The sequence below is a fragment of the Luteimonas sp. AC640a genome, assembly GCF_979256585.1.
Genome location: NZ_CEEDOV010000018.1, coordinates 18,342 through 30,830, shown reverse-complemented (window position 1 = coordinate 30,830; position 12,489 = coordinate 18,342). Strand labels below are relative to the sequence as shown.

The window sequence follows — 12,489 nt, the reverse complement described above, 5'->3', positions numbered from 1 at the left end:
GGTCAATCCTCCAGGGCGATGCGCGGCGCGAGCAGCAGCGTGCGGATCGGGGCGGGAATGCCGAGCGCCGCGAGTTCGTCGCGTGCCACCCAGCGCAGTCGGTCATTGTCGCCCACACGGTGACGGGCCGGGAGACCCGACCAGTGCAGCGGCTGCAGGCGCAGCTTGAAATGGGTGAAACCGTGCTGCACCGGCAGCAGACGTCGCGGCGTATCGAGATCGACAGCATCGACGAGACCGGGTGCGTGCGCGCGCAGCCAATCGAGCGCGCACGCGTCGTCCTCGGCCTGCGGCAGCGACCACAACGACGCCCAGATGCCGGTCGGCGGGCGCTTCTCGAGCAGCACGCGGCCTTTGCCGTCTTCCAGCAGCAGCACGCTGGCCTCGCGCTCGGGCAAGGTCTTGGTCGGCCGCGGCGTCGGCAGTTCGTCGACGCGCCCCTGCGCGAACGCGGTGCAATCTTCATTGACCGGGCACAACAGGCAGGCCGGGTTGTGGCGCGTGCACAGCGTCGCGCCGAAATCCATTTGCGCCTGGGTGTAGTCGGCCAGTCGCGTGTCCGGCAGCAACGTTGCGGCGATCGCCCACAACTGCTTCTCGATCTTGGGCTGCGCGGGCCAGCCTTCGACGGCGTGGCGCCGGGCGAGCACGCGTTTGACGTTGCCGTCGAGGATCGGGAACGGATCGCCCCAGGCCTGCGACAGGATCGCGCCGGCCGTGCTGCGGCCGATGCCGGACAGGGCGAGCAGGGCGTCGAGATCGCGTGGCAGATCGCCATCGTGCAGTTCAACGCAGCGCTGCGCCGCGGCGTGCAGATTGCGCGCGCGGGCGTAGTAGCCGAGGCCCGACCACAGCGCGAGCACGGTGTCCTGCGGCGCGGCGGCCAGTGCGCGCACATCGGGCAGCGCGTCGACGAAGCGCTCGAAGTACGGAATCACCACCCGCACCTGGGTCTGCTGCAGCATGATTTCCGAAAGCCACACGCGATACGGCGTGCGCGGGTGCTGCCACGGCAGATCGTGGCGGCCGTGCACGTCGAACCACGCCAGCAGTCGCGTCGCGTAATCGGTGCGGGCGATCACGGCGGTGTGTCTCCGCTACCGGCGTCGAAGATGATCTCGACGCCTTCCAGCACCGCGCCGGAGACTTCGACGCGATCGGCGGTCAGGTGTCCGCGCAGCGGCGGCAGTGGTGAGCCGGTAGAGAATGCGTCGAACCAGCTGAGCATCGCCGCGATCCGCGCCTCGCCCTCGAAGCGCGCATGTGCGTGTTCGAGTCGCAGTGCGATCGGCGCCGATGCATCCGCCGGGCCGTCATAGCGCAGCGCGAACGGCAGCGGTTGCGTCGAGTCCGACAGCGGTGGCGGCAGCGCCGGCCATGCATCCGGCCAGCGTGCGATGTGCCCGTCGAGTGTGACGTCGAGTCGTTCGCCGAGCGCCACGCGGCCGCCGGCGACGAGATCCGGCACCACACCTTCGCCGCGCAGGGCAATACCCATGGGTGCGAATCCCAGCACGTCACCGTCGACACCGACATGCAGTGCACCGTGCAGGCCAAGCACGAACGGCAGCGGATCGGTGTCCTGCGCGCCCTGCCAGCGGGCCTCCATCGCGATGCGCAACGGCGACAGTGCGAAGCCGGCCATGTCGGCGTCGATGCGTGTGGCGTCGGCCTGCAGCGTGGTGTCGAGCCGGCCAGTCGCGTGGATCAGCGCAAGCGTGCCGCGCACCTGCAGATCGCGTGCATCGACCGCGCGATCGGCGTGCAGGTGCAGCTGGAACGGTGCCTGCAGCGCATCGAGATGTGCGGTGCCGCTGATCTGCGCGTCGAGCGCACGATCGGCGTGCAGCGCAGGCAGCTCCAGCGCGAATCCATCGATGGTCCAGCCATCGCCGTCGAGGCGTCCGCGCACGATGTGCACGCCGTCGGTGATCGCGGGCACCTTGCTGTCGCCCGGTGGACGCCCATCCAGCCAGCGCAGCAGCGACGGCAGGTGCAGACGCGGGGCATCGAGTTCGACGCGGGTGATTTCCAGATCGGTGCCGCGGCTGCGGATGGTCTTCCACGGCAACGACAGCAGTACGCGTTCGGCCTGCAGCATCGGCACGTCGGATGTGTCCGATCCGGGTGCGGCAATGCTGACCTTGCGCACGATCAGTTGCGGCGTGCCGCGCAGGCGGTATTCGACATCACCATCGAATGTGATGCGCAGACCCAGCGTGGGTTCGAGGCGTGCCAGCACCAGGCGCAGGGCGCGTTCCGGCGGCAACAGAAGCTGCACCAGCAGCGCGGCGACGATCGCCAGCACCAGCGCGATCAGCAGCACGCGCAACCAGCGCAGGCGCCGCGGCGCCGATGATTCCGGCGCCGACGCGGTCGTGCTCACGTCCCCAGCGTCTCCGGCAGCATCGCGTCGACGAACGCTTCGGCGTCGAACACGCGCAGGTCTTCTGGGCGCTCGCCGATACCGGCGAAGCGGATCGGAATGCCGAACTCGCGGGCCAGCGCGAACACCACGCCGCCCTTGGCGGTACCGTCGAGCTTGGTCACGACCAGGCCGGTGACCTGCGCCGCCGCATTGAACTGGCGCAGCTGCGACAGCGCGTTCTGACCGGTGGTGCCGTCGATGACCATCAACACTTCATGCGGCGCGGTCGGGTCGATCTTGCCGAGCACGCGACGGATCTTGCCGAGTTCCGCCATCAGGCCCTGCTGCGTGTGCAGACGGCCGGCGGTGTCGGCGATCAGGATGCCGGTGCCGCGCGACTTCGCCGCCTGCAGCGCATCGAATGCGACCGCGGCCGGATCGGCGTCCTGGCCCTGGGCGACCACGGGCACGCCATTGCGTTCGCCCCAGGCCTTGAGCTGCGACACCGCAGCGGCGCGGAAGGTATCGCCGGCCGCGAGCATCAAGGCGTGGCCTTTGTCCTTGTAACGCTTGGCGAGCTTGCCGATGGTCGTGGTCTTGCCGACGCCGTTGACGCCGACGGTCAGGATCACGAAGGGCTTCGCGTTCGTGTCGATGACCAGCGGTTTCGCGACCGGCTCGAGCATCGCGATGAGGTCACCGCGCAGCGCCTTGAGCAGATCGTTGGCATCGACGAACGCGCGCGCCTTCATGCGTTTGCGCAAGGACTCGACCAGTTCGGTGCTCGCGGCGACGCCGACGTCGGCGGTCAGCAGCGCGGTTTCGATCTCGTCGAGCAGATCTTCATCGAGCTTCGGATTGCGGGAGAACAGACCGCCGAAGCTCTTCGCGAACGTGCTGCCGCCCAGACGTTCGCGCCAGCCGGACTTGCCGGGCGCGGCGGCGGGCATGGTGCTCGCGAACACGTAGTCGGCCAGTGCCGCAGCCGGATCGACGAACGCGGGCGGAGGAGGCGCAGGTGCGGCCGTTGCAACGGGTTCGGGAACGACCGGTGCGATCTCCGTCACCGGCAACGCCGCATCGGCGGGCAGGCGCTCGGCATCAATCGGCTGCAGCGGTGTCGCGATCGGATCGACGGCCTGCGTATCAGGCGCAGCAGTCGGCGCAGGCGGGGGAATGACAGGCGGCTGCGCAGGTGCAGGTGCGGGCGCAGCGGGCGGCGCGAACGCAGCAGCGATCTCTTCGGCGCTGAGGCGGCGTCGGCCGCTGTCGGCCTCGGGCTTGTCGGAAGGTTTGTCGCGCTTGAACCAGCTGACCATGCGGCCTTCGTAGCCTGGATGGGGGAGAATGGCGCGCATGGTATCACCCGACTTTCAGCGGCCCCGTGCGGGCCTAGACGCATGAAGACCCCTCGTCACGGCGGCTCGGGCAGGTCGTCACCGAACGTCAACCGCAACACCGGCCCGGGCCGAGTGCGCATCGTCGGCGGCCGCTGGCGCGGCACGCGTCTGGATGTGCCGGATGTCGCCGGGCTGCGTCCGACCTCGGACCGGGTCCGCGAGACCCTGTTCAACTGGCTGCTGCCGGTGCTGCCCGGTGCGCGCGTGCTCGATCTGTTCGCCGGCACCGGTGCGCTCGGGCTTGAGGCCGTCTCGCGCGGCGCGGCCAGCGCGGTGCTGATCGAACGCGACCTCGGACTCGCCGCTGCCCTGACCGCAACCGCGGCGCGGCTGTCCGGCGGCGAGGTGGTCTCGGTCCAGCGGGGCGATGCGGTGTCGATGGCAGGCGCGTTGCCGGCCGGCAGCATCGATATCGCCTTTGTCGATCCGCCGTTCGCCGCCGACCTGTGGGCGCAGGCCTTCGCCGCGCTCGCGCCGGCGCTGGCGGCGGGCGCCTGGCTGTACGTCGAATCGATGGCGCAGCGGCCAGCGCAACCCGGGCCCGGCTGGCAGCTGCACCGCGAGCTGGCGACCCGCGAAGCGCTCTGCGCGCTGTACCGGCGCGCCGGCTGATCGCCGCGCGCGCCGCTGCTACACTTGCCGCCCGCGCCACGTTCCATCCGATTCCTTCGACAGCGAACGCAAGCCATGAGTGCGAGCCGCCACCGCATCGCGGTCTATCCCGGGACCTTCGATCCGATCACCAACGGCCACGTCGACCTCGTCGACCGGGCCGCGCCGCTGTTCGAGAAACTGATCGTCGGCATCGCCGAAAGTCCGGCCAAGCGCCCGGCGATGACACTCGAAGAGCGCGTCGAACTCGCCCGCGTCGCGACCGCCCACCACACCAATGTCGAGGTCATCGGCTTCGACTCGCTGCTCGCGCACTTCGTGCACGAGGTCGGCGCCGGTGTGCTGCTGCGCGGCCTGCGCGCGGTGTCGGATTTCGAGTATGAATTCCAGCTCGCCAGCATGAACCGGCATCTGATTCCGGATGTCGAAACACTGTTCCTCACCCCGGCCGAGCAGTACGGCTTCATCTCCTCCACGCTGGTGCGCGAGATCTCGCGTCTCGGCGGTGACGTGTCGGGCTTCGTGCCCGCCGCTGTCGATCGCGCATTGCGCAAACACTCGCAACGCTGACGTTGCCCATCAAACACCAGAGAACACAAAGAGGGAATGCCATGAAGTCCATCACCCGCGCAATGCTGATCGCCTGCCTCGTCCTGCCGGTCATCGCCTGTGGCAAGAAGGAAGAGCCGCAGCAGGTCGAAGCCGCGCCGGTCGCGGTGCCCACCACCGAGGACAAGACGGCGTGGAACGCCTATCTCAACGATGTGGCCGGCCGTCACATGGAAGGCGTCAACAACTCGCCCTACGTCTATCTGGTGCCGCCGGCGCCCGCGCCTGCTGCCGATGCGCCGCCCGCGGAGGCCACGACCGCCGACGGTGACCCGACGCTGTCGACCCCGGTCGACGGTGCGTACGAGCGTCTGCTCGAGAAGGCCGAGCAGGACGTCGCCCGCGGCATCACCCGCGGCAACCTGCTGATCTTCGCGGGCCTGGATTCGAAGCGCACGGCCGATCTGACCGTCGCTTCGTTCGCCAAGGTCGGTGCCGGCACGATGAATGGCGTGCGGGTGCTGTTCATCGGCAGCGCAGCGGACAGCGAGCGCGTCAAGGCCGTCGTCGAGCCGACCGGTTCGCAGTACGTGTTCATCGACAACGCCGTCTGATCCACCGCTTCGAAGGCGGCCGGCATCTCCGGCCCGCCGTTCTCCGACAACGCCACCGCGCGCAGGCCCGGTGGTGTTGTCGTATCTGAAGGGCGCGCGGTGGGCCGAGTTCCACCGATGGAACGCCGGCGCCACGGCGCACCCTCTACAATGCGCACATGTCCTTGAAGATCAACGCGCTCTGCGTCAACTGCGACGTGTGCGAGCCGGCCTGCCCGAACCAGGCGATCGCGCAGGGCGAGACGATCTACGTCATCGATCCGGCCCGCTGCACCGAATGCGTGGGCCACTTCGACGAGCCGCAGTGCGTGGTCGTCTGCCCGGTCGAATGTATCGACCCCGATCCCGATATCCCCGAAACCCAGGTGCAGTTGCTCGCCAAGCTGGCGCGTCTGCAGCAGGAGGCGTCATGAGCCGTTCCCGCTTCGCGTTCGCCGGCATGCCGGCGCTGCTGCTGTCGATGCTGCTGCTCGCGGTCGCGCCGTCCTGTGCACGCGACGTCCGTGCGCCGGACGCGCCTGCGGCCAGCGCCGTGCAGAACACGGCGACGCCGCCCGGCAATGCGGTCGCCTCGGCGCACACGCTGGCGACCGAGGCCGGCCTGCAGGTCATGCGCGAGGGTGGCAATGCCTTCGATGCGGCGATCGCGACCTCGGCGGTGCTGTCGGTGGTCGAGCCGATCTCGTCCGGCCTCGGTGGCGGCGGCTTCTTCCTGCTGCACGACACCAGAACCGGCCGCGACATCTTCGTCGACGCGCGCGAGACCGCACCGGCCAGTGCGCACTCGGACCGCTACCGCAAGGCGGACGGCAGCTTCGACCGCGATCGCGCCGAGAACGGGCCCTGGTCATCCGGCATCCCGGGCCTGCCTGCGGCGTTCGTGCATATCGCCGAGACCTATGGCGCCTTGCCGCTGTCGCAGTCGCTGGCGCCGGCGATCCGCATCGCCGAAGAAGGGTTCCCGGTCTACGCGCGTTTCGCACGCGGGTATCAGTCGCGTCGCGCGGTGATGGAGCGCTACCCCGGTACGCGCGCGGTGTTCCTCGCCGATGGGCAGGCGCCGAAAGAGGGTGACACCTTCCGCCAGCCCGATCTCGCGCGCACGCTGCGCCTGCTGGCCGAGCGCGGCTTCGACGGGTTCTACGGTGGCGAGACGGGCGCGAAGCTCGTCGCCGGCGTCAATGCAGAAGGCGGTGAATGGACGGCTGCGGACCTGGCCGCCTACAAGGCGGTGGAGCGCGAGCCGATCCGCTTCCGCTATCACGACTGGGACGTGATCACCGCGCCGCCGCCGTCGTCGGGCGGCATCGCGATGGCGCAGATGCTGCAGATCCTCGAGCCGTACGATCTGACCAAGCTCGACGATGCCGCGCGCACCCACCTCGTCGTCGAGTCGATGCGCCGCGCATTCCGCGACCGCACCTTCTATCTGGGCGATCCGGATTTCGTGAAGATTCCGCAGCGCACGCTGCTCAGCCGCGACTACGCCGCCGGCCTGCGCGCGACGATCAATCCGGCGAAGGCGACGCCGAGCGATCTGCTGTCGGGTGATCCCACTCCGCTGGAAGACGAAGAGACCACGCACTTCTCGATCGTCGATGCCGCCGGTAACCGCGCGGCGGTCACGCAGACGGTCAACCTGCTGTTCGGCAGCGGCCTCGTCGCGCCCGGCACCGGCGTGCTGCTCAACAACGAGATGGACGATTTCGCCCTGCAGCCCGGTGTGCCGAATGCGTTCGGCGTGATGGGTTTCGATGCGAATGCGCCGAAGCCCGGCAAGCGTCCGCTGAGCTCGATGACGCCGACCTTCCTCGTCTCCGACGATCGCGTGGCCGTACTCGGCACGCCCGGCGGTAGCCGCATCATCACGATGGTGCTGCTGGGCATCCTCGGCTACGACGCCGGCCTCGACGCGCAGTCGGTCGCCGCGTTGCCGCGCTACCACCACCAGTGGATGCCGGACACGATCTCGGCCGAGTCCGATGCGTTCTCTGCCGACACCGCGGCGAAGCTGCGCGCGATGGGCCACACGGTCGATCTGCCCGGCGATCGCGCCGCGGGTGGCCGCGGGTCCAGCCACGTCTGGGGCAACCTGCAGACCATTGAATGGAACCGCGCGAACGGCACGCTCACCGGCGGCAGTGATCCGCGCAATCCGGTTGGCTCGGCGAAGGTGGAAGCGGTCGCGCGCTGAGCGGCTGCGCCTACAATCGGCCACCGGTCTGACGCGGGAGGGCGTCATGAAGCTGTGGTCGATCCAGGGCAATACCCAGAAGCTCGACGGCGGGTCGATGTTCGGCAACGCGCCGCGCGCGATGTGGACGCAGTGGGCCACGCCCGACGATCTCAACCGCATTCCGCTCGCGACGCGCGGCCTGCTCGCGACGCCGCTCAACGGCAAGACCGTGCTGTTCGAAACCGGCATTGGTGCGTTCTTCGAACCGAAGCTGCGTGCGCGCTTCGGCGTGCAGGAAGACAGGCACATGCTGCTCGATTCGCTGCGCGACGCGGGGTTCTCGCACACCGACATCGATGTCGTGGTGCTGAGTCATCTGCATTTCGATCACGCCGGCGGCCTGCTGGCACCGTGGTCCGAAGGCGGTACGCCAGAACTGCTGTTTCCGAACGCGACCTTCGTGCTGTCCACGCCGCACTGGCTGCGCGCGAAGCGTCCGCATGCGCGCGACCGGGCGAGCTTCATTCCCGGCCTGTGCGAGCTGCTCGAAGCCACGGGCCGGCTGGAATTCATCGAAGGCGCGCACGCACCCTCGCTCGGCGACGCGGTGCAGTTCCATTACAGCGACGGCCACACGCCCGGCATGATGCTGGCCGAAATCCTCGGCGCCGACGTGCACGACGGCGTGCATCACGGCGGCGTGGTGTTCTGCGCCGATCTCGTGCCAGGCCTGTCATGGGTGCACGTGCCGATCACGATGGGCTACGACCGGTTTCCCGAGCTGATCATCGACGAGAAGCAGGCCTTCCTCAGCGACATGGCCGAGCGCGGCGTGCGCCTGTTCCTGACGCATGATCCCGACGTCGCACTGGTGCAGGTCGTGCGCGATGATGCCGGTCGTTTCAGCGCCATCCATCCGACCGTGGCACTCGCCGCGCGTTCCCTGCAGCACCCCTTCGAGACCACACCATGACGCCACGCATCTCGCTTCTCATCGCATCGCTGCACGTGCTGCTGTACCTCGTGCTGACGATCCGCGTGGTCCTGCACCGCAACGTGCACAAGATCGGGATCGGCACGGGCGGCGACGAAGCCCTGTCGCGCAAGGTGCGCGTGCATGCCAACTTCGTCGAGTACGTGCCGCTGGGCTTGCTGCTGCTCGCCCTGCTGGAACTGGCGGCGATCAACACCGCGTTGCTGTGGACCTTCGGCATCGCGCTGCTGGTCGCACGCGTGCTGCATGCGATCGGGCTGGGTGGATCAGCCGGTTATTCGTTCGGCCGTGCGAGCGGCGCGTTGCTGACGTTCGCGACGTTGCTGGTGATGGCGGGGTTCGGCATCTGGCGTTTCGTCATCGGCGCGATGATCGTTGCCTGACGGTGTTTGCGCAGGCGCGCGTTCGCGCGCGCCTGTCACCGCGCTTCAGTCCACCCGCGTGCCGAAGATCTTGTCGCCTGCATCGCCGAGGCCGGGCAGGATGTAGCCCTTCTCGTTGAGGCGTTCGTCGATCGAGGCGGTGTAGACCTCGACATCCGGATGCACCGCTTCCAGCGCCTTCAGACCTTCCGGCGCGGCGACCAGGAACAGGCCCTTGATGCGGCTCGCGCCTGCGGCCTTGAGCATCGACACCGTCGCGATCAGCGTGCCGCCGGTCGCCAGCATCGGATCGAGGATCAGCGCGGTGCGGTCGGCCATGTCGCCGACCAGATTCTCGTAATAGGGCACCGCTTCGAACGAAACCTCGTCGCGCTTGATGCCGACCACGCTGACCTTGGCCGCCGGGATGAGATCGAGCACGCCCGGCAGCATGCCGATGCCCGCGCGCAGGATCGGCACCAAGGTGATCTTGCGGCCCTTGATGCGGCGCACGCGCACGGTGCCGGCCCAGCCCTCGACCTCGGCGTCCTCGGTTTCCAGATCCGCCGTGGCCTCATACGTCAGCAGCGTCGCGACTTCCGCCGACAGTTCGCGGAAGGTCTTCGTGCTGTTGTCGGCGCGGCGCATCAGGCCGAGCTTGTGCTGCACCAGCGGATGACGGACTTCGACGGTTTTCATGGTGTTTCCCTGCAGGGCATCGATGGAAGTGTGACGGAAACCTTGCAGCGCGTCGTCGCGCGATGCGCCCCGCACGCAATTGTCCATTCAGCTGTCACCGTGATGACACGCAACGGACATAGCGTACGCACCCGACGTTCACCCTCTCAACGCCGGAACTTTCCATGTCGAATCCCCATCCGCTGCACGTCGCAATCGCGCTCGTGCTGGCTGCAGGCGCCGTGTCGCTTCCCCTGCACGCGCAGACCTCCACCCAGTCGCCGGATGGCAGTGCGCTCGCCGATCCGGTGGATCTCGACACACTCGAAGTCCGCGCACAACTCGAGTCGCAGATGCGCGCGATCGATTTCAAGCGCGCGTCCGATGCGATCCAGGACACGGTGGCATCGGACTCGATGGGACAGTACCCGGACAAGAACGTCGGCGAATCGCTGTCGCGCCTGCCGGGCATCAGCGTGACCCGCGACCAGGGCGAGGGCCGCTTCGTCGTGATCCGCGGCCTGGACGCAGCGTTCAACAGCGTCAGCGTCGACGGTGTCGCCATCGGCACGCCGGAAGATTCCAGCCGCGCGGCGCCGCTGGACGTGATCCCGTCCGAGTCCACCGAGCGCCTGACGGTGGTGAAGGCGCCGACGCCGGACATGCCGGGCGACGCCATCGGTGGTGCGATCCTCGTGGAATCGGCGTCCGCGTTCGACCGCGACGGCCGGAACATCCGCGCCCGTGCCGAAATGAGCCATCAGAGCCTGAGCGGCGAGACCAGCCCCAAGGGCGCGTTCAACTACAGCGACATCTTCGCCGACGGTGCCTTCGGCGTTGCGCTGGGCGTGAGCTATCAGGACCGCACGTACGAGTCGGACAACATCGAGGTCGAATACGACAAGGTGGACGAGCGCGAGGGCCTCACCCCGATCGAGATCCAGCAGCGCAAGTACAGCATCAACCGCGAGCGCACCGGCCTGAACCTCAATCTGGATTGGCGTCCAAGCCAGGGCAACAGTTACTACCTGCGCACGCTGTACACCGATTTCACCGACGCCGAGACCCGCCAGAACAGCATCATCCCGGTGGGAGAGGGCGACATCACGACCAATGCGGATGGCAGCTACATCGTCGAGGGGATCGATCCGAACGACTTCAGCCGCCGCGTGCGTTTCCGCACCAAGGAAGAAGACACGTTCACCGTGAGTGCGGGCGGCGAGAACCGCTTCGGCGCCGGCTCGGCCGTGGAATACAAGCTGGGCTTCACGAAGACCCGCGAACGCGTGCTGGACGAAGTCGAGGCCCGCTTCGAGTACGACGGCGACGATGACGTGTCCATCCTGATGGACACGTCGCATCCGATTCCGCGCTACGTCATCAGCGACAGTCCGGCCGGTGGCTGGCTGGACAACGACAATTACGCGTTCAACCGCTTCGTCGTCGCACCGATCTGGGTGGATGACGAGGAGTACAGCGCGCAGGTGAACTTCACCTTCGCCGGCGATCTGGTGACGTGGAAGACGGGCCTGCTGGGACGCTGGCGCGACCGCGACGTCAACATCGACGAGCACGAGCTGCGTCGCGGCCCGGACATCAACCTCGGCAGCTGGACCACGGGGTCGCCGACTTACACCCACGGCAACATGGGCGATGGCATCAGTTCGAGCGCGATGAGCGGTTATCTGCGTGACCGCCTCTCCGAGTACAGCGCGCGTCCGCAGGATGAGGCAGCCAATACCGAGATCTCGCTGATCGAGGACTACGTGGCGAGCGAGGACATCCTGGCCGGTTACCTGATGGCCACGATGGATTTCGAACGCCTGCGCGTGATCGCCGGCGCCCGCGTCGAGCGCACCGAATTCGCGGCCACCGGCAACGTCGTCGACCTCGCGGACGAGGAGACGATCGATTCCATCACCACGCGCAATGTCTCCAGCAGCTACACCAGCGTGCTGCCCGGCCTGCACATGCGCTACGACATGGACGACTGGGTGATGCGCGGCGCCTACACCACCACCATCGCGCGTCCGTCGTTCGGCAACATCTCGCCCCGCACCCGGATCAACCGTGACGAAGAGGAAGTGGAGCTGGGCAATCCCGAACTGGATCCCTACAAGTCGCGCAACTTCGACATCTCCATCGAGCGCTACCTGGGTGAGACCGGCATCGTGTCCGCCGGCCTGTTCTACAAGAACATCGACGACTACATCGTCGACGTGACCACGCGCGACAATCCGCAGTACCAGGGTTTCGACGTGACCATGCCGGTCAACGGTGACAAGGCGACGGTCTACGGCGCCGAGATGAACTGGCAGCAGCATTTCCACAACGGTCTGCTGCTGGGGCTCAGCGCGACCTGGCTGGACACCGAGTACGAGATCAACGGCCGCAGCTTCACTCTGCCCAATGCGTCGGATCGCCTGTACAGCGCCCACATCGGCTACGAGACGGGCGGTCTGAGCACGCGCATCGCGGCGGTGCGCCGCAGCGAGTACATCGACGCCGTCGACAGCAGCGACAGCGACTTCGACATCTGGGTGGCCGAGAACACCCAACTCGATTTCAGCCTCGACTACAAGGTCGACGATCGCTGGGGCTTCTATTTCGAAGCGTCGAATCTGCTCGATGAGCCCCTGGAGCTGTACCAGGGCACGCCGGCCCACACGCTGCAGAACGAGCTCTACGGCCGCACCTACGCCGCAGGCGTGAAGCTGCGCTTCTGATGTCCCGCCG

At 67.7% G+C, this 12,489-nt stretch carries 12 protein-coding genes; 8 read left to right on the top strand and 4 right to left on the bottom strand.

Annotated features, from left to right (window positions below; genetic code table 11):
- Positions 1-2 precede the first annotated feature (2 nt).
- From mutY to ftsY, 3 genes are read right to left on the bottom strand one after another with little or no spacing between them, the layout of a single operon-like run.
- Entirely contained in the window at positions 3-1,082 is a 1,080-nt protein-coding gene (mutY, locus tag ACZ9YD_RS13620; RefSeq protein ID WP_465075808.1) for an A/G-specific adenine glycosylase, read from the bottom strand.
- Complete coding sequence (locus ACZ9YD_RS13615) at positions 1,079-2,386, bottom strand: AsmA family protein (protein WP_465075807.1); 1,308 nt, start codon at positions 2,384-2,386, stop codon at positions 1,079-1,081. Before ACZ9YD_RS13615 ends, mutY begins: the two co-directional genes overlap by 4 nt.
- Complete coding sequence (ftsY, locus tag ACZ9YD_RS13610; RefSeq protein WP_465076043.1) at positions 2,383-3,687, bottom strand: signal recognition particle-docking protein FtsY; 1,305 nt, start codon at positions 3,685-3,687, stop codon at positions 2,383-2,385. The genes ACZ9YD_RS13615 and ftsY overlap by 4 nt, the downstream gene beginning before the upstream one ends.
- A gap of 81 nt (positions 3,688-3,768) precedes the next feature.
- On the opposite strand from ftsY, the gene rsmD reads away from it, so the two are divergent.
- The 7 genes from rsmD (at position 3,769) to ACZ9YD_RS13575 (ending at position 9,096) form a co-directional block, all read left to right on the top strand.
- On the top strand, positions 3,769-4,380 hold the full coding sequence (gene rsmD, locus ACZ9YD_RS13605) for a 16S rRNA (guanine(966)-N(2))-methyltransferase RsmD (RefSeq protein WP_465075806.1): 612 nt from the start codon (positions 3,769-3,771) through the stop codon (positions 4,378-4,380).
- A gap of 75 nt (positions 4,381-4,455) precedes the next feature.
- On the top strand, positions 4,456-4,950 hold the full coding sequence (coaD, locus tag ACZ9YD_RS13600; protein ID WP_232137019.1) for a pantetheine-phosphate adenylyltransferase: 495 nt from the start codon (positions 4,456-4,458) through the stop codon (positions 4,948-4,950).
- Positions 4,951-4,991: 41 nt separating this feature from the next.
- Positions 4,992-5,543: a hypothetical protein gene (locus tag ACZ9YD_RS13595; protein ID WP_465075805.1), complete on the top strand. Its 552-nt coding sequence runs from the start codon at positions 4,992-4,994 to the stop codon at positions 5,541-5,543.
- 158 nt (positions 5,544-5,701) lie between these two features.
- Positions 5,702-5,956, top strand: a complete 255-nt coding sequence (locus ACZ9YD_RS13590; RefSeq protein ID WP_310151105.1) for a YfhL family 4Fe-4S dicluster ferredoxin — start codon at positions 5,702-5,704, stop codon at positions 5,954-5,956.
- The gene (gene ggt, locus ACZ9YD_RS13585) at positions 5,953-7,737 is read left to right on the top strand and encodes a gamma-glutamyltransferase (protein WP_465075804.1); all 1,785 of its coding nucleotides are present in this window, start codon (positions 5,953-5,955) and stop codon (positions 7,735-7,737) included. The genes ACZ9YD_RS13590 and ggt overlap by 4 nt, the downstream gene beginning before the upstream one ends.
- A gap of 46 nt (positions 7,738-7,783) precedes the next feature.
- Positions 7,784-8,692 (top strand): MBL fold metallo-hydrolase, encoded by a 909-nt coding sequence (locus ACZ9YD_RS13580; protein ID WP_465075803.1) that lies wholly within the window; start codon positions 7,784-7,786, stop codon positions 8,690-8,692.
- Complete coding sequence (locus tag ACZ9YD_RS13575) at positions 8,689-9,096, top strand: MAPEG family protein (protein WP_465075801.1); 408 nt, start codon at positions 8,689-8,691, stop codon at positions 9,094-9,096. Before ACZ9YD_RS13580 ends, ACZ9YD_RS13575 begins: the two co-directional genes overlap by 4 nt.
- A gap of 45 nt (positions 9,097-9,141) precedes the next feature.
- Here ACZ9YD_RS13575 and upp read toward each other — a convergent pair whose 3' ends face one another.
- Complete coding sequence (gene upp / locus ACZ9YD_RS13570; RefSeq protein ID WP_465075799.1) at positions 9,142-9,774, bottom strand: uracil phosphoribosyltransferase; 633 nt, start codon at positions 9,772-9,774, stop codon at positions 9,142-9,144.
- Positions 9,775-9,938: 164 nt separating this feature from the next.
- Here upp and ACZ9YD_RS13565 point away from each other — a divergent pair, with 164 nt between their 5' ends.
- On the top strand, positions 9,939-12,479 hold the full coding sequence (locus tag ACZ9YD_RS13565; RefSeq protein ID WP_465075797.1) for a TonB-dependent receptor: 2,541 nt from the start codon (positions 9,939-9,941) through the stop codon (positions 12,477-12,479).
- The last annotated feature ends 10 nt before the right edge of the window (positions 12,480-12,489 follow it).

Coding starts and splice junctions, on each gene's coding strand:
- ACZ9YD_RS13575 (WP_465075801.1), top strand. CDS start 8,689: ATGACGCCACGCATCTCGCTTCTCATCGCATCGCTGCACGTGCTGCTG.
- ACZ9YD_RS13590 (WP_310151105.1), top strand. CDS start 5,702: ATGTCCTTGAAGATCAACGCGCTCTGCGTCAACTGCGACGTGTGCGAG.
- coaD (WP_232137019.1), top strand. CDS start 4,456: ATGAGTGCGAGCCGCCACCGCATCGCGGTCTATCCCGGGACCTTCGAT.
- ggt (WP_465075804.1), top strand. CDS start 5,953: ATGAGCCGTTCCCGCTTCGCGTTCGCCGGCATGCCGGCGCTGCTGCTG.
- upp (WP_465075799.1), bottom strand. CDS start 9,774: ATGAAAACCGTCGAAGTCCGTCATCCGCTGGTGCAGCACAAGCTCGGC.
- ACZ9YD_RS13595 (WP_465075805.1), top strand. CDS start 4,992: ATGAAGTCCATCACCCGCGCAATGCTGATCGCCTGCCTCGTCCTGCCG.
- ACZ9YD_RS13580 (WP_465075803.1), top strand. CDS start 7,784: ATGAAGCTGTGGTCGATCCAGGGCAATACCCAGAAGCTCGACGGCGGG.
- ftsY (WP_465076043.1), bottom strand. CDS start 3,687: ATGGTCAGCTGGTTCAAGCGCGACAAACCTTCCGACAAGCCCGAGGCC.
- rsmD (WP_465075806.1), top strand. CDS start 3,769: ATGAAGACCCCTCGTCACGGCGGCTCGGGCAGGTCGTCACCGAACGTC.
- ACZ9YD_RS13565 (WP_465075797.1), top strand. CDS start 9,939: ATGTCGAATCCCCATCCGCTGCACGTCGCAATCGCGCTCGTGCTGGCT.